The 17,813-nt window shown below is 70.8% G+C and carries 19 protein-coding genes, 1 pseudogene and 2 riboswitches; of the genes and pseudogenes, 3 read left to right on the top strand and 17 right to left on the bottom strand.

Annotation, left to right across the window (positions count from 1 at the left end):
* Positions 1–10 precede the first annotated feature (10 nt).
* The 8 genes and pseudogenes from BHE97_RS16540 to BHE97_RS16510 form a co-directional block, all read right to left on the bottom strand.
* Entirely contained in the window at positions 11–223 is a 213-nt protein-coding gene (locus BHE97_RS16540) for a CbtB-domain containing protein (RefSeq protein WP_087625141.1), read from the bottom strand.
* A gap of 1 nt (position 224) precedes the next feature.
* Positions 225–371: riboswitch (adenosylcobalamin (AdoCbl) riboswitch) on the bottom strand.
* A 173-nt stretch (positions 372–544) separates the two neighbouring features.
* Entirely contained in the window at positions 545–895 is a 351-nt protein-coding gene (locus tag BHE97_RS16535) for a DUF4333 domain-containing protein (protein WP_087625140.1), read from the bottom strand.
* A gap of 88 nt (positions 896–983) precedes the next feature.
* A complete protein-coding gene (locus tag BHE97_RS16530) occupies positions 984–1,409 on the bottom strand; it encodes a histidine phosphatase family protein (protein WP_087625139.1) in 426 nt (141 codons plus the stop codon).
* Positions 1,406–2,179 (bottom strand): uroporphyrinogen-III C-methyltransferase, encoded by a 774-nt coding sequence (cobA, locus tag BHE97_RS16525; protein ID WP_272896920.1) that lies wholly within the window; start codon positions 2,177–2,179, stop codon positions 1,406–1,408. Before cobA ends, BHE97_RS16530 begins: the two co-directional genes overlap by 4 nt.
* Positions 2,180–2,182: 3 nt before the next feature.
* Positions 2,183–2,395: pseudogene (locus BHE97_RS21065) on the bottom strand (NAD(P)-dependent oxidoreductase); the annotation flags it as partial.
* Positions 2,392–4,854 (bottom strand): cobyrinate a,c-diamide synthase, encoded by a 2,463-nt coding sequence (locus tag BHE97_RS16520; protein WP_087625137.1) that lies wholly within the window; start codon positions 4,852–4,854, stop codon positions 2,392–2,394. The gene BHE97_RS16520 and the pseudogene BHE97_RS21065, both read right to left, overlap by 4 nt.
* Positions 4,848–5,462, bottom strand: a complete 615-nt coding sequence (cobO, locus tag BHE97_RS20470) for a cob(I)yrinic acid a,c-diamide adenosyltransferase (RefSeq protein WP_087625136.1) — start codon at positions 5,460–5,462, stop codon at positions 4,848–4,850. Before cobO ends, BHE97_RS16520 begins: the two co-directional genes overlap by 7 nt.
* A 1-nt stretch (position 5,463) precedes the next feature.
* Positions 5,464–7,449, bottom strand: a complete 1,986-nt coding sequence (locus BHE97_RS16510) for a VWA domain-containing protein (RefSeq protein ID WP_087625135.1) — start codon at positions 7,447–7,449, stop codon at positions 5,464–5,466.
* Between the two features lie 45 nt (positions 7,450–7,494).
* Positions 7,495–7,628: riboswitch (cobalamin riboswitch) on the bottom strand.
* Between the two features lie 220 nt (positions 7,629–7,848).
* On the opposite strand from BHE97_RS16510, the gene cbiE reads away from it, so the two are divergent.
* From cbiE to BHE97_RS16495, 3 genes are all read left to right on the top strand, one after another.
* A complete protein-coding gene (cbiE, locus tag BHE97_RS16505; RefSeq protein WP_087625134.1) occupies positions 7,849–9,051 on the top strand; it encodes a precorrin-6y C5,15-methyltransferase (decarboxylating) subunit CbiE in 1,203 nt (400 codons plus the stop codon).
* Positions 9,048–9,800 (top strand): precorrin-4 C(11)-methyltransferase, encoded by a 753-nt coding sequence (cobM, locus tag BHE97_RS16500; RefSeq protein WP_087625154.1) that lies wholly within the window; start codon positions 9,048–9,050, stop codon positions 9,798–9,800. The genes cbiE and cobM overlap by 4 nt, the downstream gene beginning before the upstream one ends.
* 86 nt (positions 9,801–9,886) lie before the next feature.
* On the top strand, positions 9,887–10,117 hold the full coding sequence (locus BHE97_RS16495; protein ID WP_087625133.1) for a PIN domain-containing protein: 231 nt from the start codon (positions 9,887–9,889) through the stop codon (positions 10,115–10,117).
* Positions 10,118–10,126: 9 nt separating this feature from the next.
* On the opposite strand, the gene BHE97_RS16490 is transcribed toward BHE97_RS16495, so the two are convergent.
* From BHE97_RS16490 to aztB, 9 genes are all read right to left on the bottom strand, one after another.
* Positions 10,127–11,626, bottom strand: a complete 1,500-nt coding sequence (locus BHE97_RS16490) for a precorrin-2 C(20)-methyltransferase (RefSeq protein ID WP_087625132.1) — start codon at positions 11,624–11,626, stop codon at positions 10,127–10,129.
* Positions 11,623–12,282, bottom strand: a complete 660-nt coding sequence (locus tag BHE97_RS16485) for a precorrin-8X methylmutase (protein ID WP_087625131.1) — start codon at positions 12,280–12,282, stop codon at positions 11,623–11,625. Before BHE97_RS16485 ends, BHE97_RS16490 begins: the two co-directional genes overlap by 4 nt.
* A complete protein-coding gene (locus tag BHE97_RS16480) occupies positions 12,279–13,127 on the bottom strand; it encodes a sulfite reductase subunit beta (RefSeq protein WP_087625130.1) in 849 nt (282 codons plus the stop codon). The genes BHE97_RS16485 and BHE97_RS16480 overlap by 4 nt, the downstream gene beginning before the upstream one ends.
* A gap of 4 nt (positions 13,128–13,131) precedes the next feature.
* Positions 13,132–13,473 (bottom strand): type II toxin-antitoxin system PemK/MazF family toxin, encoded by a 342-nt coding sequence (locus tag BHE97_RS16475; RefSeq protein WP_087625129.1) that lies wholly within the window; start codon positions 13,471–13,473, stop codon positions 13,132–13,134.
* A 1-nt stretch (position 13,474) separates the two neighbouring features.
* Positions 13,475–13,762: a hypothetical protein gene (locus BHE97_RS16470; protein WP_087625128.1), complete on the bottom strand. Its 288-nt coding sequence runs from the start codon at positions 13,760–13,762 to the stop codon at positions 13,475–13,477.
* Positions 13,763–13,823: 61 nt separating this feature from the next.
* Positions 13,824–15,005, bottom strand: a complete 1,182-nt coding sequence (gene aztD, locus BHE97_RS16465; protein WP_087625127.1) for a zinc metallochaperone AztD — start codon at positions 15,003–15,005, stop codon at positions 13,824–13,826.
* A 28-nt stretch (positions 15,006–15,033) separates the two neighbouring features.
* Positions 15,034–15,930 (bottom strand): zinc ABC transporter substrate-binding protein AztC, encoded by an 897-nt coding sequence (gene aztC / locus BHE97_RS16460; RefSeq protein ID WP_236757750.1) that lies wholly within the window; start codon positions 15,928–15,930, stop codon positions 15,034–15,036.
* A complete protein-coding gene (locus BHE97_RS16455; RefSeq protein ID WP_087625126.1) occupies positions 15,927–16,958 on the bottom strand; it encodes a hypothetical protein in 1,032 nt (343 codons plus the stop codon). Before BHE97_RS16455 ends, aztC begins: the two co-directional genes overlap by 4 nt.
* Positions 16,955–17,797, bottom strand: a complete 843-nt coding sequence (gene aztB, locus BHE97_RS16450; protein ID WP_087625125.1) for a zinc ABC transporter permease AztB — start codon at positions 17,795–17,797, stop codon at positions 16,955–16,957. Before aztB ends, BHE97_RS16455 begins: the two co-directional genes overlap by 4 nt.
* Positions 17,798–17,813: the final 16 nt, after the last annotated feature.

The raw sequence follows: 17,813 nt of genomic DNA, 5'->3' as shown, positions 1-17,813 counted from the left end.
CGTCGGCCCCTCAGTGGCAGGGGAAGCCGAGGAGATGGCGACCGTCGTGCACCCATTCGTGCACGGAGTCGCCCGCGAGCAGGGCGAAGGCGCTCTGCTCGGCGCCGACGAAGTAGAGCACCACGACAGCCAGCAGAAGGCTGAAGAGCGCCCAGGGCGCGATCTGGCGCAATGACAAGGGGGTGGGGGTGACCGCGGTTGCGGGCACGGCGGACTGGCTCATCGGGCCTCCTCGGGGATACCTGCGTCCCCATCGAACGGATGGACGTCCGCGCCTTGGGTCTGGCTCCACCTCGAGGAGGTGTCACAGTAGCGCGACTGCGCCGGATTCCCACCGGTCTTCCGCAGCACGGACTCGCTCATCGTAGGCCACCGTCTCGCTTCTGGATAGAGATCCGTCCGCGCCGCCGATGAGGCGTGGGTCATATGGGTCATTACGGGGCGGTGGGTGATGGCTCACCACAGCGCTCGGTTCAGACATCGCGACGGTGATCGTCGATGGGCGATAGCTCACCGCCTGCGCGGGCGGGTGGCGCCGCGAGGATCAGGGGTTGACGGTCTGGGCGACCTCGACGTTGACGCGGTAGTCGCGCCCGTCGACATCGGAGATCGTGACCGTGGCGTCGAGGGTGTCGCTGCCGGCGGTGAGTAGGCAGTCGACGGTGTTGCCCTCTTCGATGACCACCGGGTCGTCGCCGCAGTCGAAGTCGTCAGGACGCTGCCCGACCTCCTCCTCGAGTGCGCCGACGGCGACCTCGGCGATCTGGTCCGGGTCTTCCTCGGGCGGGCCGGAGCTGCAGGCGCCGAGGCCGAAGGCGAGCGCGACGGTGGCGAGGACGAGTGATCGAGTACGCATGGTCTCCCCGAATCGGCGGCGATGGTCCATTCCGAGCATGTCATCTCCCTCGGGCGGTCGCCGCCCGAGGGCCACCCCCGGCACGGTAGTGAGACCCTGGGTGAGGGCCCGGCGCCGAGGTCATCGGTCACGGTGTCTCGATCCACTCGGCGTTGGCGATGATGCCGATCCGCCGCCGCGCCAGCACATCGGCGGCCACGGCGATGGTGTCGCCATGGCTCACCGCCAGGACGGGCCCGGATCCGGTGACCTCGTCGGCGAAGCGACGCACCCGATCGGCGACGTCCTCACTGGTCTCCCCGCCCGCCTGCTCCACCAGCAGGGGGCTGGTGCACAGGTCCAGGCCGAGCTCCTCGGCCGCGATCCTCCCGGTCTGCTGGGCTCGGACGGCGGGTGACGCCCATACCTGGACGATCCCTCGATCGGCGAGCAGAGCCGCGGCGGTGGAGGCTTGGGCCCGCCCGCGCTCGGTCAGCTCGGGATGCAGCACGTCGTACTGCATCCTCCCTGCCGCATTCCAGGTCGATTCGCCGTGCCGTAGCCAGAGGATCATCTGAGCTCCAATCCGGCGACCTGCCCGATGACGGTGACCGCGGGAGCGCCGATGCCCTCCTCATCCGCCCGCGCGGCGATGTCCTCGAGGGTCGCCCGCACCATCCGTTGTGAGGGGAGCGTGCCATCGGCGATCACGGCCGCGGGTGTGGAGGAGGGAAGTCCGGCGTCCGCCAGACGGGTGGCGATGCTGCCGAGCTGGCGCACGCCCATCAGGATCACGATCGTCAGACCGCTCGCCGCCAGCGCCTCCCAGTCGACGGTGGAGGCGGGGTCGCCGGGAGCGACATGGCCGGATACCACGGCGAAGCCCTGGGTCAGTCCCCGATGGGTCAGCGGGATGCCGGCAGCCGACGGCACCGCGAGCGCGGAGCTGAGTCCCGGCACCACCTGGGTGGGGATCCCCGCCTCGGCGCACGCGATGAGCTCCTCCCCTCCGCGGCCGAAGACGAAGTTGTCGCCCCCCTTGAGGCGCACGACGGCGCGACCGCTCTGCGCGGCCTCGATCAGGAGGCGGTTGATCTCCTCCTGCGGGGTGAACCGACCGTGGGGGATCTTGGCCACATCGATGACCTCGGTGTCCGGCGCGGCCCAGGAGAGCACCGCATGGGGGACGAGCCGGTCGGTCACGATCACATCGGCCTTCTCGATCGCCTCGCGTCCGGCCAGCGACATCAGCCCCGGGTCCCCGGGACCGCCGCCGACGAGCGTGACCGTGCCGAGTGATGACGACGCCGGGCGGTCGGCGTGCGCGTCGGTATTCTCCCGCAGGACGATGTCGGCATCGGCGATGAGGGCCTCGTCGAGGGCCATCGCTCGTCGCACCAGCCCGCGGTCCACGAGATCCTCCACCGTCGCGTCGAGACGGTCGGCGACGACCGTGACGGTGGCGCGTTCGCCGAGCAGGCTGGAGATCGTGGCCGCGGTACGTGGTCCGGCGCCGGCGATCACCACGTGACGTTCGGCGACGCTGAGCTCATAGGTCATGACAGTTCGATCCTCAGGGCGGTCAGGAGTTTGCGGGTGAGGGCGGGCGGGCGCACTGCGATGCGCACCCACTGTCCGTCCAGACCCGGGAAGGTGTCGGCGCGGCGGACAGCGTAACCCGCCGCGGCGAGGCGACCGTGTACGCCGGTGCCCACCGTGGCCAACACGAAGGGTGCGTCCGAAGGGCTGAAGCGCACACCGAGCTCGCTCAGTCCGTCGGTCAGCACCGCTCGGTCGCGGGCGATGCGGGAACCGCGGGCGCGGGCCTCCGCGAGGGCCTCGGGCGTGTGGCAGGCGATCATCGCCTCGACCGCGGGAGAGGAGACCGACCAGGGCGTCTGCAGTTCGCGCAGCGCCGCGATGACCTCGGCGGGTCCGGCGGCGTATCCGGCACGGATGCCGGGGATCGTCCACAGCTTGGTGAGGCTGCGGACGACGAGCACGTCCGGCAGCGAGCGGCCGACGAGGGACTCGGGCTCGCCCGCGACGGCATCCATGAAGGCCTCGTCGACGAGCAGCAGACGGCCTGGACGGCGCAGCCGCTCCAGATCGACGGCCCGGTGCAGACGGCCGGTGGGATTGGTCGGATTGCCGATGACGACGAGATCGGCGTCCTCGGGGACGGCATCGGTCGCCAGCGCGAAGTCGGGACCGGGCAGCAGAACATGGGTCGGCTCGTGGCCGGCCATCCGCAGGGCGACATCGGGCTCGGTGAACTGGGGGTGCACGATGACCGGCCTCCGCCAGCGCCGCAGGCGCGCCACGAGGCCGAAGATCTCCGCCGCTCCCGCGCTGGGCAGGACCTCTTCGACGGGACGGGCGAGATGGTGCGCGATCGCCCGCGCTGCGGGGCGGGCATCGGGATACCGATCCGAGCGCGTGATCCCGCGGACCAGCGCCTCGGTCAGCCACTCGGGACGGGCATCGGTCGAGACGTTGACCGCGAAGTCCGCCATCCCGTCGACCGCCTCCACGTCCCCGTGATGCCGCAACGGATCGAGAGGGGAAGTCACCCGTTGAGTGTGACGTTCGGACGGTGAAATCGACTCTTTTGCCGTCCAAACGTTCCCCCGAGGACTCCGCTGCGCTCTGTCCAGGGAGGTACCCCCACACTCAACGGGTTCGCGGGGTACAGGGGAGGCGGCGGCGTCGACGAAGGCGCGGGCGATCCCGGGGGTGCCGGCCCAGTGGGTATGCAGATAGGAGGCGTGCAGCGTGTCCGAGGCGAAGCCCGCCGCGCGGGCGTCGAAGGTCCACGCCGCTTGGGGGCCGTGCTCGGGCGTCACCTGCGTGCGGTGGAACTCGTGGCCCACCGCCGTCACGCCGGCCGGCCCCAGCACCGATGTCTCGGGCGTCGTCGCCTGACGGTAGGAGAGGGTCAGCCGGCCGGTCATCTGAGCGTCGGCGTCGATCGCACCGGACATGGGCGCGCCGTCCAGGCTCCTGCACAGGTACAGCAGCCCGGCACACTCGGCGACGGTCGGCAGTCCATCGCGCACCGCCTCGCGGACGGCGGCGCGCATGGGCGCGTTCGCGGCGATGGCGGCCGCGTGCACTTCCGGGAAGCCGCCGCCGAGGTAGAGCCCGTCGATGCCCGCGGGCAGGGACGTGTCCTCGAGGGGATCGAAGTCGATGATCTCGGCGCCGGCGGCCGTCAACAGCTCCTCGGTCTCGGCGTAGCGGAAGGTGAAGGCGCGTCCACCCGCGACCGCGATGCGCGGTCTGCGCGCGGGTGTGTGGGCCGGTGGCCGCCAGGGCTCGGCATCGAGGGACAGAGCGGTGCGGGCGATATCGGCCACGGCGGACAGATCGACCGTGCGCGCGATGCGCTCGCTGAGCCGGTCCAGGGCGGCGGCCGCGTCATCCCGCTCGGCCATCGGCACCAGCCCGAGATGACGCGAGGGCGCGACGATGCCGTCGTCGCGGGAGATGACCCCGAGCACGGGAGCGTCGATGGCGTCGACCACCTCGCGGGCGTGGCGGTCCGAGCCCACCTTGTTGACGATGACGCCCGCGATCGTGACGGCGGGGTCGAAGTCACGCATGCCCGTCACGAGGGCGCCGATCGAACGGGAGGCGTGCGAGGCGTCGACCACGAGCACGATGGGAGAGCCGGTCAGAGCGGCGACGTGCGCGGTCGAGGCGAAGCCTCGACCGCCGATCTGTCCGTCGAACAGTCCCATGACGCCTTCGATCACGGCGAGATCAGCGCCCTCGGCCCCGTGCAGCAGCAGCGGAACGATGCGGTCCTCACCGACCATCCGCGGGTCGAGATTGCGTCCGGGCCGTCCGGTGGCGAGGGAGTGGTAGCCGGGGTCGATGTAGTCCGGGCCGACCTTGTGTCCGCTGACCACCCGGCCTGAGCGCCGTAGAGCGGCCATGAGTCCCGTTGCCACGGTCGTCTTGCCGTGCCCCGAGGCGGGGGCGGCGATGACGAGACGCGGCAGGGGTGTCACCATTCGATGCCCCGCTGGCCCTTCTGCCCGACATCCATCGGGTGCTTGACCTTGGCCATCTCGGTCACCAGATCGGCGGCCTCGATCAGCCGCGGGTCGGCATCGCGTCCGGTGATGACGACGTGCTGACGGCCGGGCCGGTTCCGCAGGGTCTCCACCACCTCGTCGACGTCGACCCATCCCCACTTCAGCGGATAGGTGAACTCGTCGAGGATGTAGAGGTCGTGTTCCTCGCGTTCGAGCCGCCGCGCGATCTCGGCCCAGCCCTCCGCGGCGTCGGCGGCGTGATCGTCCTCGGTGCCCTGCTTGCGGGACCAGGACCAGCCCGAGCCCATCTTGTGCCACTCGACCGGACCGCCCTTGCCGGTCTCGCGGTGCACCTCGTCGAGGGTCTCGAGGACGCTCTGCTCACCGACACGCCACTTCGCGGACTTGACGAATTGGAAGACGCCGATGCGCCAGCTCTGGTTCCACGCCCGCATGCCGAGACCGAAGGCCGCCGTCGACTTGCCCTTGCCCGGGCCGGTGTTGACGATCAGCAGCGGGCGATTGCGGCGCTGGCGTGTGGTGAGCCCGTCATCGGGCACGACGAGCGGCTGTCCTTGGGGCATGTCAGGCCGCCTTCTCGGGCAGATGGGCGGAGATCGCCGAGGTGAGGCCGTCGGCCGTCACCTCGCCGAGGGGGACGTAGTCGGCACCGAGGTGCCCGGCGAGCTCGCGGGCGAGACCGAGGGTGAAGCGGCCGGTCTCACAGTCCACGACGAGGGCGTGGACATCCGAGGCGGCGAGGTGCTGTGCCACACGACGCGCACGGGCGATGGCATCACTGCCGTGCGTGGCCCTGCCGTCGGTCACGACCACGAGCAGCGGACGCCGCCTCGGGTCGCGGAGCCGCTCGCGGCGGATCACGTCGGCGGCCTGGGTCAGGCCCTCGGCCAGCGGGGTCCGACCGCCCGCCGGGACGTCGTCGAGGCGGGCCTTGGCCACGTCGACCGAGCCGGTCGGCGGCAGCACGAGCTCGCCGCGGTCGCCGCGGAAGGTGACGAGCGCGACCTTGTCGCGGCGCTGGTACGCGTCGAGCAGCAGCGAGACGACGGCGGTCTTGACCTGGGCCATCCGCTTGCGGGCGGCCATCGACCCGGAGGCATCGACGCACAGCAACACGAGATTGCTTTCGCGCCCCTCCTTCACGGCGACGCGCAGGTCGTCACCTGCGAGACGTAGCGGCCCCGCGGTGCGTCCGCGGACGCCCTGGTGGGGGATGGCCGCTCGGATGGTGGCGCCGAGGTCGACGGCTCCGCCATCGGCAGCCGGGGAGGCGCCGATGCGACGGCCGGTGTCGGTGATGGCGCGGGAACGGCGGCCGGCCTGGCCACGGCCCACGCCGGCGACGCGGAAGGTCTTGGTGCGCTGAGCCTCCCCGGCGCGTACCTGGGAGGTGGGCGCGGGGGCCTGCTCGTCGCCCGCGCCGTTCGGCGGCGGGGGAGCGGCGGCATCCTCACCCGGGCCGTCATCGGGCTGGCCGGGATCGGGGGCACCGCCTCCGCCCCCGTCGGGATCGGTGTCGTCATCGGGGCCCTGCGGATCGTCCGGCTCGTCGTCACCGAGCAGGTCCTCGAGCTCCTGCTCGTCGATGCCGGGGGCGTCGAAGGGATTGCGTCGCCGTCGGTGGGGCAGCGCGAGGCGTGCTGCGACGGCGATGTCGTCGCGGTCGATCGCGGTGCGCCCCTGCCAGGCGGCGTGCGCGGCGGCGGCCTTGGCGGTGACGATGTCCGCGCGCATGCCGTCCACGTCGAAGGCGGCGCAGATCTCGGCGATGCGGGTGAGCACGGCATCGGTCAGCTCAACCTCCAGCAACAGCTTCTGCGCGGTGGTGATGCGCTCGCGCAGCTCCTGCTCGTCGTCGGCGTAGCGTGCCGCGAAGCCCTCGGGGTCGGCGTCGAAGGCCAGCCGGCGGCGGACGATCTCGGCACGCAGCTCGGGGTCGCGGGGAGCGGCGACGTCGACGGTCAGGCCGAACCGGTCCAGCAGCTGCGGCCGCAGCTCGCCCTCTTCGGGGTTCATCGTGCCGACGAGGACGAAGCGCGCCGCGTACTCGACCGACATGCCGTCGCGCTCCACCGTGGCCCGCCCCATCGCGGCGGCGTCGAGCAGCAGGTCGACGAGATGGTCGTGCAGGAGATTGACCTCGTCGACGTAGAGGATGCCGCGGTGTGCCTTGGCCAGCAGGCCGGGCTCGAACTCGGCGCGGCCCTCGGCGAGCGCGGTGTGCAGGTGCAGCGAACCGAGGACACGGTCATCCGTCGCGCCGACGGGCAGTTCGACCAGCCGCACGGGTCGCTCCTCGGTGGCCGGATCGGGGCCGAAGGGGCCGTCCGGGCTCGAGGGATCGCGCGGATCGCTGCTGAACCGGTCTCCGCTGACCACCTCGATCGGCGGCAGGACATCGGCGAGGGCGCGGACCATCGTGGACTTGGCCGTGCCCTTCTCACCTCGCACGAGGACGCCACCGAGGTCCGGGGCGATCGCGGCGAGGGTGAGGGCGAGTGCCATGTCGTCGGCTCCGGCGACGGCACAGAAAGGAAAACGTGCTGGCATGTGGGGCTCCCGCTCGTCGTGCCATTCGGGTCGGCGACGCGGTCGCGTCGCCCCGCAGCACGAGGCCGGTCTTCGGACTTCCCGCCCTTCGACGGGTCACCGCAGCGGGCCCTGTTCCGGACTTGCACCGGATTCCCAGATTCTCCTCCCATGGAGGCACCTCGGGCTGCGTGCGCCAGCGTAGCCGATCCCTCAGTCGCTCCCGGGGTGAGGCGGGTGCGGACCGATGATGATGCATTGCGGTCGCCATGACGACCCGAAGGCATCATCATCCGTCTCAGTCCGCACCGATGATGATGCGTCGCGGCGGCTATGGCGACCGGAAGGCATCATCATCCCTACCCGTGTTCGCGCCGCCACGGGCCGAGGACTCTGCGCGTCCTCGTTACAGTGGCGGCCATGACTGTGACCGTGGTCGGGATCGGAGCCGACGGATGGGACGGGCTGGCGCCGAGGGCGCGTGCCGCACTGGAGCGAGCCGATCTGGTGATCGGCAGCTCGCGCCAGCTCGGGCTCCTGCCGTCGAGTATCGGGGCCGAGCAGCGCGAGCTTCCCTCGCCGCTGCGTGCGGGCCTCGGGTCCTGGGCTGATGAACTGTCCTCGCGCGCCACGGTGGTGCTCGCCTCAGGCGATCCTTTCTTGTCGGGGATCGGCTCGACGCTCCTCGACGTGCTCGGCCCCGAGGCGATCGAGGACGTGCAACCGGCCGTCTCCTCGGTCACCCTGGCGCGCGCGGCGATGCGTTGGTCGGCCGAGAGCACCTCCTGGGTGAGCCTGGTCGGCCGCGATGCCTACCGGCTGCTGCGCCATCTGGAGCCCGGTGCCCGCCTCCTCGTCCTGGTCTCCGACTCCACCACCGCCACCCACGTCGCGGCCATCCTCACCGCCGCCGGCTTCGGCGAGAGCCGCATCACCGCGCTGTCCGATCTCGGATCCGCCGATGAGTCCCGGCGCGACGCCCTCGCCCGGATGTGGCACGGCAAGACGCCTCCGCTGACCGTGCTCGCGATCGAGTGCGACGGGCCGGGGCCGTGGTGGTCGCGCACCGCTGGCCTCGACGACGACGCCTTCGAGAATGACGGTCAGCTCACCAAGCGCGATGTGCGGGCCAGCGCCCTCGCCCGGCTGGCGCCCCGCGCCGGGGAGCTGCTGTGGGATGTCGGCGCGGGAGCCGGGTCCGTCGTGATCGAGTGGATGCGCGCCCATCCCCGCAACCGTGCGGTGGCGATCGAGCGTCACCCCGAGCGCGCTGCGCGGATCCGCCGCAATGCCGAGCGTCTCGGCGTGCCCGAGCTCGAGATCGTCGAAGGCACCGCCCCGGAGGCGCTCGCCGATCTCCCGCGGCCGGATGCGGTCTTCGTCGGGGGAGGCGCGACGCGTGAGGGCGTGCTCGATGCGGCGTGGGAGGCGTTGGTGCCGGCCGGCCGGTTCGTGGCGCACGGGGTCACGCTGGAGACCGAGTCGCTGCTCGCCTCGTGGCACGGTCGTCACGAGGGTGGTGAGCTGACCCGGATCAGCATCGAGCACGCCGAGCCGATCGGCGGCTTCACCGGATGGACCCCGGCGCGTGCCGTCACCCAGTGGTCGGCGATCAAGCGGTGACGGTCCACTTCGTCGGGGCTGGGCCGGGCGCGGCGGACCTCCTCACCGTCCGTGCCGCGCGTCTGTTGGCCGAGGCCGATGTATGCCTCTACGCCGGCACCTATCTCGACGCGGTGCTGGAACACTGCCGTGAGGACGCTCGCCTCGTCGACACCCAGGATCTCGACCTCGACCGGATCATCGAGCAGATCGTCGCCGCGTACGGTGCGGGCCTCAACGTGGTGCGGCTGTGCTCCGGGGATCCCTCGGTGTACTCGGCGCTGGCCGAGCAGACCCGTCGCCTCGATGCGCAGGGGGTGCCGTGGGATGTCACCCCCGGTGTTCCGGCCTATGCGGCGGCCGCCGCCCTCGTCGGGGCTGAGCTGACGGTGCCCGAGCTCGTCCAGTCGGTGGTCCTGACGCGTGCTCAGGCACGATCGACCGCGATGCCCGAGAGTGAGGCCCTGGAGAACTTCGCCGCCACCGGCGCCACGCTGGTGCTGCATCTCGCGATCACGCGCACGGGCGAGCTGGCCGAGAAGCTGGCGCCCCACTACGGTCCGGCGTGCCCGGTGGTCGTGGTCTTCCGCGCGAGCCAGCCCGATGAACTGGTGCTGCGCGGGACGCTGGCCGATATCGGCGATCAGGTGGCGTCGGCGGGGGTGCGGCAGGCGGCCGTCATCCTCGTCGGACCCGCCCTGGCCCGCCATGGCGACGGCGAGTCCTTCCTCTACGCCGTGTCCCGCGATCGTTCCCTCAAACGTCGCTGACCGCGGGTTCCCTCGCGTGACGCGACACGTCATCAACCCCAACGGCGGCTGGGGCTGACTGGTCCACGGTCATCAGGCGACCACCAGTGTCCAAGCTGCGTCTCGAGTCGGTGACGGTGGCGATGGAAGAACGTGCGATCGAGGTCCAGGGATTGTTGGCCGGGCGGGGTCATCACCGGGCGGCGAAGATCCCGGACCTCCTGATCGCCGCCATCGCCGAGCGCTCCGGGCTGACCGTTCTCCACCTCGATCAGGACTTCGACCTGATCGCCGAGATCACGGGGCAGCCGGGTGAGTGTCTCGCCGGGGATTTCTGACAGCCCGCGTCAGCGGACGAAGCGGGGAGACCAGACCTGACCGGCCTGGGTGACGCGGGTGCTGGAGGCGCCGACGATGACGAGGCACTTCATGTCGATCGCCGTGGGGTCGAACTCGCCGAGGGTGGTCACGGTCAGCGACTCCTCGGCCCGGCCGATATCGCGACCCACCACGACCACCGTCTCCGGCGCGCGGTGCCGCAGCATGATGTCGCGCAACTCGCTCACCTGTGTCGTGCGCGACCGCGAGGCCGGGTTGTAGACCGCGAGCACGAGGTCGGCCTGGGCGATGTGGTCGAGACGTCCGGCCACGACCTCCCACGGCTTGAGGCGATCGGAGAGGCTGACGACCGCGAAGTCCGCGCCCACCGGCGCGCCGGCCTTGGCCGCGACGGCCTGCACGGCCGAGACGCCGGGCAGAATACGAATCGGGACGGCCGCGTAGGCGGGATCCTCGGCCGCCTCGAAGACCGCCGAGGCCATGCCGAAGACCCCCGCATCGCCGCCGGACACGACGGCCACCCGCTCGCCACGGGCCGCCAGATCCAGGGCCAGCCGGGCCCGGTCGACCTCGACGGTGTTGCCGGAGACATGACGCGTGAGTCCCTCGCGTTGGGGAACCCGCTCGACATAGGGTCCGTAGCCGACCACGTGGTCGACCTCGGCCAGGGCGGCCGTCACCTCGGCGGTGATCCACCGGTCCGGTCCCGGGCCCAAGCCGACGACGAGCAGCTCGGCCTCCGGGGCGGAGGAGACATCGACTGGCGTCGGCGCATCGTATCGGGCACCCACCGAGTCCCCGGGCACGACGATGAGCGAGAAATAGGGCACAGCCGCCGGGTCGACATCCCGCACCGGCAGCCACCGCTGCTCGGGCATCGACGCGCGCTCGACGTAGAGGGCGTCGTCGAGCCGGCCGGCCTGGCGCAGCGCCTCGACCACCGATCCGAAGGTGCGTCCGAGCTTCATGATGATCGCGCCATCGGTATCGGCCAGCCGACGGGCGAGCTCCGGGGTGGGGAGGGTGCCCGGGAGGACGGTGAGCACATCGGTCTGTCGCACCAGGGGGGTGGCGGCGAGCGCGGTCGCGGCGGCGAAGGCCGGCACGCCGGGGACCACCTCGGTCACGTAGCGATCCGAGAGCCGATCGTGGACGTACATATAGGAGCCGTAGAACAGCGGATCACCCTCGGCGAGTACGACGACATCGCGTCCGGCTTCCAGATGTGCGGCGAGCCGTGACGCGCACTCCTCATAGAAATCGGCCATCGCACCGGCATAGCCGCCGGGGTGCTGCGTGGTGCCCGTGGTGACCGGGTATTCGAGCACCTCCTCGGCGACTCCGGGGGAGATCAGCTGATCGGCGATCCGGCGAGCATTGGAGCGCTTGCCCGGCCCCTGGTGATAGGCGACGACATCGGCGGACGCGATGAGCCGGGCCGCCTTGCGGGTGATCAGTTCGGGGTCGCCTGGTCCGAGACCGACCCCCCACAGTCGCCCGGCGCTCATTCGCGCTCCTGGGCGAGGGCGTTGAGGGCGGAGGCGGCCATGGCCGATCCGCCCCGGCGGCCGTGCACCGTCACATAGGGGATGTCGATGCCGTGATCGTCCGCGAGGCTCGATAGCGCCTGCTTGGATTCCGCCGCCCCGATGAAGCCCACGGGCACACCGACGATCGCCGCCGGGCGGGGGGCACCGTCGATGAGCATCTCCAGGAGGTGGAAGAGGGCGGTGGGGGCGTTGCCGATGGCCACGACCGCGCCGTCCAGATGCGGCTCCCACAGCGATACCGCCGCCGCCGATCGGGTCGTGCCGAAGCTGCGCGCGAGGTCGGGCACCGCCGGATCGCGCAACAGGCAGATCACCTCGTTGTCCCGGGGGAGGCGTGCCCGGGTCACGCCGGAGGCGACCATGTGCGCATCGGTGAGGATGGGGGCGCCGGCCTGCAGCGCGCCGCGCGCGGCCGTCATCAGGCGCGGGTGGATCTCCAGATCGCGGGTGAGATCCGTCTGCCCTGTGCCGTGGATCATCCGCACGGCGACCTTCTCGGCATCCGCCGGGATGCGCGACAGATCGGACTCGGCGCGGATCGTGGCGAAGGAGTCGACGTAGATGGCGGGTCCGTCGTCGATGTAGTCGTAGTGCCGGCTCGGGCGGATAGTCATTGCGGCTCCTGGTCGGGGACGATCACGCTGCGCCACGGGGTCACGATGACCTCATCGGGCAGTGACTGCGCGGCGGTGCGGTCGAGACGTCCCTCGGGGATCGGGACGTGTCGCGCCACGCGACCGTCGTGCTGCTCGATGATGCCGGGTGGCCACGGCTCGGCCGACACCCGGGTCCGCGGATCGCGGGTCGCACCCGGGCAGAGCGCGCGGTCCAGCTCGTCGACGTGCCATGGAGCGTCCGGTCCGGTGCCGCGGGCGTCGATGAAGTCGCGGGCGAGCTCGGCGAGGGCGGAGGCGGCCTCGCCGATGGTCACGACCGGCCCCCACCCCTCGTCGCCGATCCTGAGCTGGACGCTGTCGTCATCGAGCGCGAGGAGACCGAGATCGAGCGGGCGCCAGGCGACATCGCCGCGTCCGTCGTCGAGCACGAAGAGGAACCGCCCGGGAAGTGCGGCGAGGGCGTGCTCGGAGCAGAGCAGTCGATCGAGCTCGGCGGCGACGGGACGCACATCAGCGCGGCCACCCGCGCGGCCGGACATCGGCGAGATCTCGATATTGCGGATCAGCTCATGTGCGGGGAAGGGCAGCAGACCGGCCTCAGTGACCGCCTCGACGAAGGCGGCAGGCACGCAGCCGTCCTCATGGGACACGCCGCGGATCTGCAGATTGGCTCGCGATGTCAGGTGCAGCGCTCCATCCCCCCAGCGCTCGGCGATCGCGACGAGGTCGTGCAAACGATGCAGCGGCGCGCCCGCCAAGCGGAGCCTGACGAGCGCGCCGTCGTCGGCGATCCATGGCCGGAAAACGCCGGGGCACCGGTCCGATCGGGTGCGGGAGGTCACCGGGTCATGGTGCCACGTCACCTGGTGGCGGAAGTGCGAGTGCCGCCGCCAGCGCCGAGTCGACGCGGGACATCGTCGTGGGAGACAGAGACGTTCGGACCGTCAGCACCTCGTCGTCATAGACCTCGACGATGTCGTCACACACGATGTGGCCATGGACGGACTCGGAGGCGTCCCCGAGGTCCACGATGCTCGGCAACCGGGGTTTGCGTGTGGTGGTCAAGCGGACGGCGAGGACAGAGCCGAGCTTCTGGTTCCGCATGTTGTTGGAGACCACCAGCATGAGTTTGGGCTCATCGATGTGCTCGAACTGGACGTGGAGGATCTGGCCCCGCGCGTAGGCCATGTCAGTCCTCGTCAGCCCAGGCAGGCCGGCGGCGTCGGGCGATACGGCGTGATTCCGTACCACGTTGGGCGCCGAGTTCGGCGTAGCCAACTGCCTCGACATGTTCGCGAACGGAGGCGGCGCCCGCCTCGAAGATCGCGCGTAACACGCTCGCCTCGCTGGGATGGTCGCCGAGGCTGCGGCCGCTGGCCGCCGCTAATGCCTCCCGATAGGCCGGATCCTCGCGTACGGACTGAACGAGGGTGAGGTCTGTGCTGCTCATCGGCAGCGGCTTGCGGACAGTCTTCATGGGGACTCCTCGACTCACCGGTGTGCGACATGAAATGCCGCACACCGGTGAGTCTATCTTCTCAGTGGGAGTGGAGCACCCCGCTGAGCTCATTGGGGGCAACATCGAGATCGACCGTGGCGGTGATCTCGCCGGAGTCCAGGTCCACCGCGTGGAGCTGCTGGTTGGCCGGATCGCTCACATAGGCGGTGTGCTCGCGCACGAAGATCGCCGGCCGCGGCTGCTGCCAGTCGAGCGGCTCGGTCCACTCCTCGTCGAGCACCGGGATCGAGTCGGTGATCTCGGCGGACTCCGGGTCGATCACGTGGATCGCACCATCGGTGCCGAGAACAAGTGCCTCACCGTCGTGGCCCCGGGCCAGCGAGCGGAAGGTGTAGCTCGAGGGCAGGTCCACCAGGGTCAGTTCGCCGGTGGCGGTGTCGGTCAGCGACACCTGCGTCGGGCGCTCCAGCTCGGCATCGGGATCCTGCTTGTAGTCGCCGAGCACCACCGAGGACGTGTCCGAGCCGGCCTGGTTGCCGATGCGGCCGTACTCGGTGGGGCTGTCGATCTTGGTGAACTCGCCGTCGGCATAGGTCAGCAGACCGTCCTCGCAACCGATCACGACCACCTCGTCGCGCGCGGTCGCCTCGCCGTGCACGCCGGGGCACTCCTCGGAGCGGGCGACCTCCTCGCCGTCCGCGTCCACCACGCGGGCCCCGACCCGGGTCTCGCTGTCGCCGAGGGAGGTGAGCAGGTCGCCGTTCTCCAATACGATCGCGACGCCATGGTGCGCCTCGGGGGTCGAGTAGGTCTCGGTCTCGGGCATCTCGCCGTGGTCGAGGCCGTGCGGATCGAACACGGTGATCTCGCCGGTGCCGTCGGCGAACAACACCGCCTTGTCCGCGTGCCGGACTACGTGACCGGGCGTGTCGGCCTCGAAGACGAGGTCGGTGAGTTCGCCCGCGGTGGCATCGAGGACCTGGAAGCCCTCGGATGTCGAGACCAGGATGTGGTCATCGGTGCCGGCCGGGTTGAGGCGGTTGAAGCCCTCGAGCTCGATGTCCTTCTCGACCTCGAGGGTCTCGCCGTCGAGCAGGAGGATGCCGCCGTCGTAGGTGACGGCGACCGGATGGTCGATGGATCCGCCGCCGTGGTCGTGGCCGTGGTCTCCGGCCTCGTCGGTCTCCGATTCGCTGCCGCACGCGGCGAGTGCGAGCGTGGCGGCGAGCGCGAGCGGCAGGATCGCATGTCGTCTGGTCATGGGTATAACTCCTTCGTGGATGGGTGCGTCAGGACAGTGCGGAGGCGATGGCGTCGGTATTGGCGCGCATCATCCCCAGGTAGGTGGCCGCCTCGCCCTCGGCGGTGAGCGACTCGGAGTACAGCGAGACGACCTCGACCTCGATGTCGGCGGTGTCGGCGAGCACCTGGGCCAGCCGATCGGGCTGCGATGAGTCGGCGAAGATCGCGGGCACGTCGTTCTGGGTGATCGCGGTGGCGAGCGAGTCGAGGTCCGCGGCACTCGGCGAGGCGAGGGTGGTGCCGCTGGGGATCACCGCGCCGATGACCTCGAAGTCGTAGCGGTCGGCGAGGTAGCCGAGGACGTGGTGATTGGTGACCAGGCTCCGACGGTCCGCGGGGATGGCATCGAAGGCATCGCCCATGTGCCGATCGAGGGCGTCTAGCTCGTCGAGATAGGCCGCGGCGTTCTCGGCGGGGTCCACGCCCGCGTGCTCCTCCAGCGCCTCGGTCAGGTGCTCCACCGCGAGGCTCATACGGGCGGGGTCGGTCCAGAAATGCGGGTCGAGTTGTCCGGCCGAGGCATCCTCCCGGTACTCCAGCGGATCGACGAGGTCGCCGACCGCCAGCACCGGCACACCCTGCGCCTCGGCGGCGTCGACGACATGCTGGACGCCTTCTTCGAGGCCGAGGCCGTTGCTGACCACGAGGTCGGCGCTCTCGACGGCTGCGGCCTGCTGGGCGGAGATCTCGAAGGAGTGCGGGTCGGCCCCGGCCGGCATGAGCACGGTGACCTCGACATCGTCGCCGGCGACCTCTCGCACGACATCGCCGAGGATATTGGTGGTGACCACTACGCCGCCGTCCGTGGGACCGTCGCCGCAGGCGGCGAGGGCGCCGACCGCCATCGCGGCACAGCCCGCGAGCGAGGCCAGTCGACGGGTCACGATCCCGTCTCCACCAGATGCAGCGGGGCGACGTCCCCGGTCTGGATGCCTCGGGCGATGCGCAGGCCGTCGGCGTAGTCGATCTCGTGTACCACTGAGGCCTCGGAGTCGTTCACATAGGCGCGGGAGCTGTCGGCGACGATTGCGGGAGGGTTCTCGGGGTCCGGGTGCTCGATGAGGGGTCGCTCAGCGAGCTGCTCACCGGTCAGGGAGTAGTGCCGCAACGTGCCGTCCTCACCGAGGACGAGCACGCCGAGATCGGCGCCGAGTGCGACGGCCGTGAGGGGTGAGGGACTCTCGAAGGTCGTCCAGGTCCGGTCGTTGAGATCGAGCACGGCCACGCTGTCGTCGATGACCGCGGCGAGCTCCGTGGCGCGAGGCCGCTGACGGACGTCATGCGCCCGTCCCTCGCCGGGGTATTCCACGAGCTCGGTCGTGTCGTCCTCGACGATCAGGGCCCCCGCGGCGCAGGCGAGGACGAGCTGTTCGCCGGTGTGCACGGCGCCGGCGGGGTCCTCGCACGAGCCATCGATGTCCTCACCGGTCGAGGTCGACAGCTCGCCGTCCTCGAGAGCGTCGCGGTCGATGACGGTGACCGCGCCGTCCTCGCCGACGGCGAGGGTGTCCGAGCCGAAGGCGCCGATGATCGTGCCGGCGTCCAGCTCGACGTCGCCGAGGAGGGCGGCGTCCTGACGGTAGTAGTGGTTGTGGTCGCCGTGCGGCCAGGTCCACGTGCCCGCGTCGACCACCGTCACCGAGCCGTCGCGCTGGCCGTAGACGAAGCGTCCATCGGTCTGCAGGGAATCGGCGGGCAGGTCGAAGGTCGTGCTCGTGGCGTCGAGGAGGTCGATGACCGACGCGCTCTCGCCATCGGCGACCACCAGCCGGTACTGCGCCTCGGCCTCCTCGACGGCTCCCTCGACGTGCCCGTGTCCGTGCTGCTGGCCGGCATCGTCGACAGGGGATGACGAGCAGGCGGCGACCAGGACGATGCTGGTTGCGCCGAGGAGGGGACGGAGGGGTCTCATGCGGTCCTTTCGAGGGTGTGGGCGGTAGAGGGCAAGGCGGAACGCAGTCCGAGTGCCAGGGCGAAGATCGCGACCGCGCAGGCGGTGATGGTCGCGCCGGCGGCTGTGCCGGCGTGCCAGGAGACGAGCAGACCGAGGGTGACGGCCACAGCGCCGAGGGTGGCGGCCAGGACGATCGCGAGAGACACCCGCGAGGTCCACAGCACTGCCGCGGCCGGAGGGGCGATGAGCATGCCGAACACGAGGAGCGTTCCGACGATGCTGAAGGTGGCCACGATCGCGAGGGTCAACATCGTCAGCAGGGCAAGCTGGGCGAGCTCGGGACGCAGGCCGCTGGTGAGGGCGATCCGCCGGTCGAGGGCGCTGACCAGGAAGGCGCGGTGGCCGAGGGCGGACATCGCCACGATGACCGCGGTGACGATCGCCAGGGTCACGAGGTCGCCGGTCTGGACCGCGAGCACCTCGCCGAAGAGGAAGGCGGTGATGTCGACGGCGAAGGATCCCGAGGCAGAGACGATGATCACGCCGGCGGCGAGCATGCCGACGAAGAGCAGGCCGATCGTGGTGTCGGTCCCGAGGCGGCGGTTCCGCTGCAATGCCGACACTCCCACGGCCATCAGGGCGGCGGCGACGCCCGCGCCGAGGCTGAGGCTCACGCCGGCGAGGGAGGCGAGGGCGACGCCCGGGAGCATGCCGTGCGACATCGCATCGCCGAGGAAGGCCATGCCGCGCAGCACCACCCAGGTGCCGGCGCAGGCGCAGGCGATGGCCACGAGAAGTCCCGCGATCGCGGCGCGACCCACGAAGCTCACGGTGAAAGGGTCGGTCAGAAGGTTCATCGGCGAGGACTTTACA

Origin of the sequence: Aeromicrobium sp. PE09-221 (genome assembly GCF_002174305.1) — a bacterium.
Taxonomy (GTDB): domain Bacteria; phylum Actinomycetota; class Actinomycetes; order Propionibacteriales; family Nocardioidaceae; genus Aeromicrobium.
This window is presented reverse-complemented; position numbering and strand designations above follow the sequence as displayed.

Excerpts from the sequence above, each read along its gene's own strand:
- BHE97_RS16540 (WP_087625141.1), bottom strand. The coding sequence starts at position 223 with ATGAGCCAGTCCGCCGTGCCCGCAACCGCGGTCACCCCCACCCCCTTG.
- BHE97_RS16535 (WP_087625140.1), bottom strand. The coding sequence starts at position 895 with ATGCTCGGAATGGACCATCGCCGCCGATTCGGGGAGACCATGCGTACT.
- BHE97_RS16530 (WP_087625139.1), bottom strand. The coding sequence starts at position 1,409 with ATGATCCTCTGGCTACGGCACGGCGAATCGACCTGGAATGCGGCAGGG.
- BHE97_RS16520 (WP_087625137.1), bottom strand. The coding sequence starts at position 4,854 with ATGGTGACACCCCTGCCGCGTCTCGTCATCGCCGCCCCCGCCTCGGGG.
- cobO (WP_087625136.1), bottom strand. The coding sequence starts at position 5,462 with ATGCCCCAAGGACAGCCGCTCGTCGTGCCCGATGACGGGCTCACCACA.
- BHE97_RS16510 (WP_087625135.1), bottom strand. The coding sequence starts at position 7,449 with ATGCCAGCACGTTTTCCTTTCTGTGCCGTCGCCGGAGCCGACGACATG.
- cbiE (WP_087625134.1), top strand. The coding sequence starts at position 7,849 with ATGACTGTGACCGTGGTCGGGATCGGAGCCGACGGATGGGACGGGCTG.
- BHE97_RS16490 (WP_087625132.1), bottom strand. The coding sequence starts at position 11,626 with ATGAGCGCCGGGCGACTGTGGGGGGTCGGTCTCGGACCAGGCGACCCC.
- BHE97_RS16485 (WP_087625131.1), bottom strand. The coding sequence starts at position 12,282 with ATGACTATCCGCCCGAGCCGGCACTACGACTACATCGACGACGGACCC.
- BHE97_RS16475 (WP_087625129.1), bottom strand. The coding sequence starts at position 13,473 with ATGGCCTACGCGCGGGGCCAGATCCTCCACGTCCAGTTCGAGCACATC.
- BHE97_RS16470 (WP_087625128.1), bottom strand. The coding sequence starts at position 13,762 with ATGAAGACTGTCCGCAAGCCGCTGCCGATGAGCAGCACAGACCTCACC.
- aztD (WP_087625127.1), bottom strand. The coding sequence starts at position 15,005 with ATGACCAGACGACATGCGATCCTGCCGCTCGCGCTCGCCGCCACGCTC.
- BHE97_RS16455 (WP_087625126.1), bottom strand. The coding sequence starts at position 16,958 with ATGAGACCCCTCCGTCCCCTCCTCGGCGCAACCAGCATCGTCCTGGTC.
- aztB (WP_087625125.1), bottom strand. The coding sequence starts at position 17,797 with ATGAACCTTCTGACCGACCCTTTCACCGTGAGCTTCGTGGGTCGCGCC.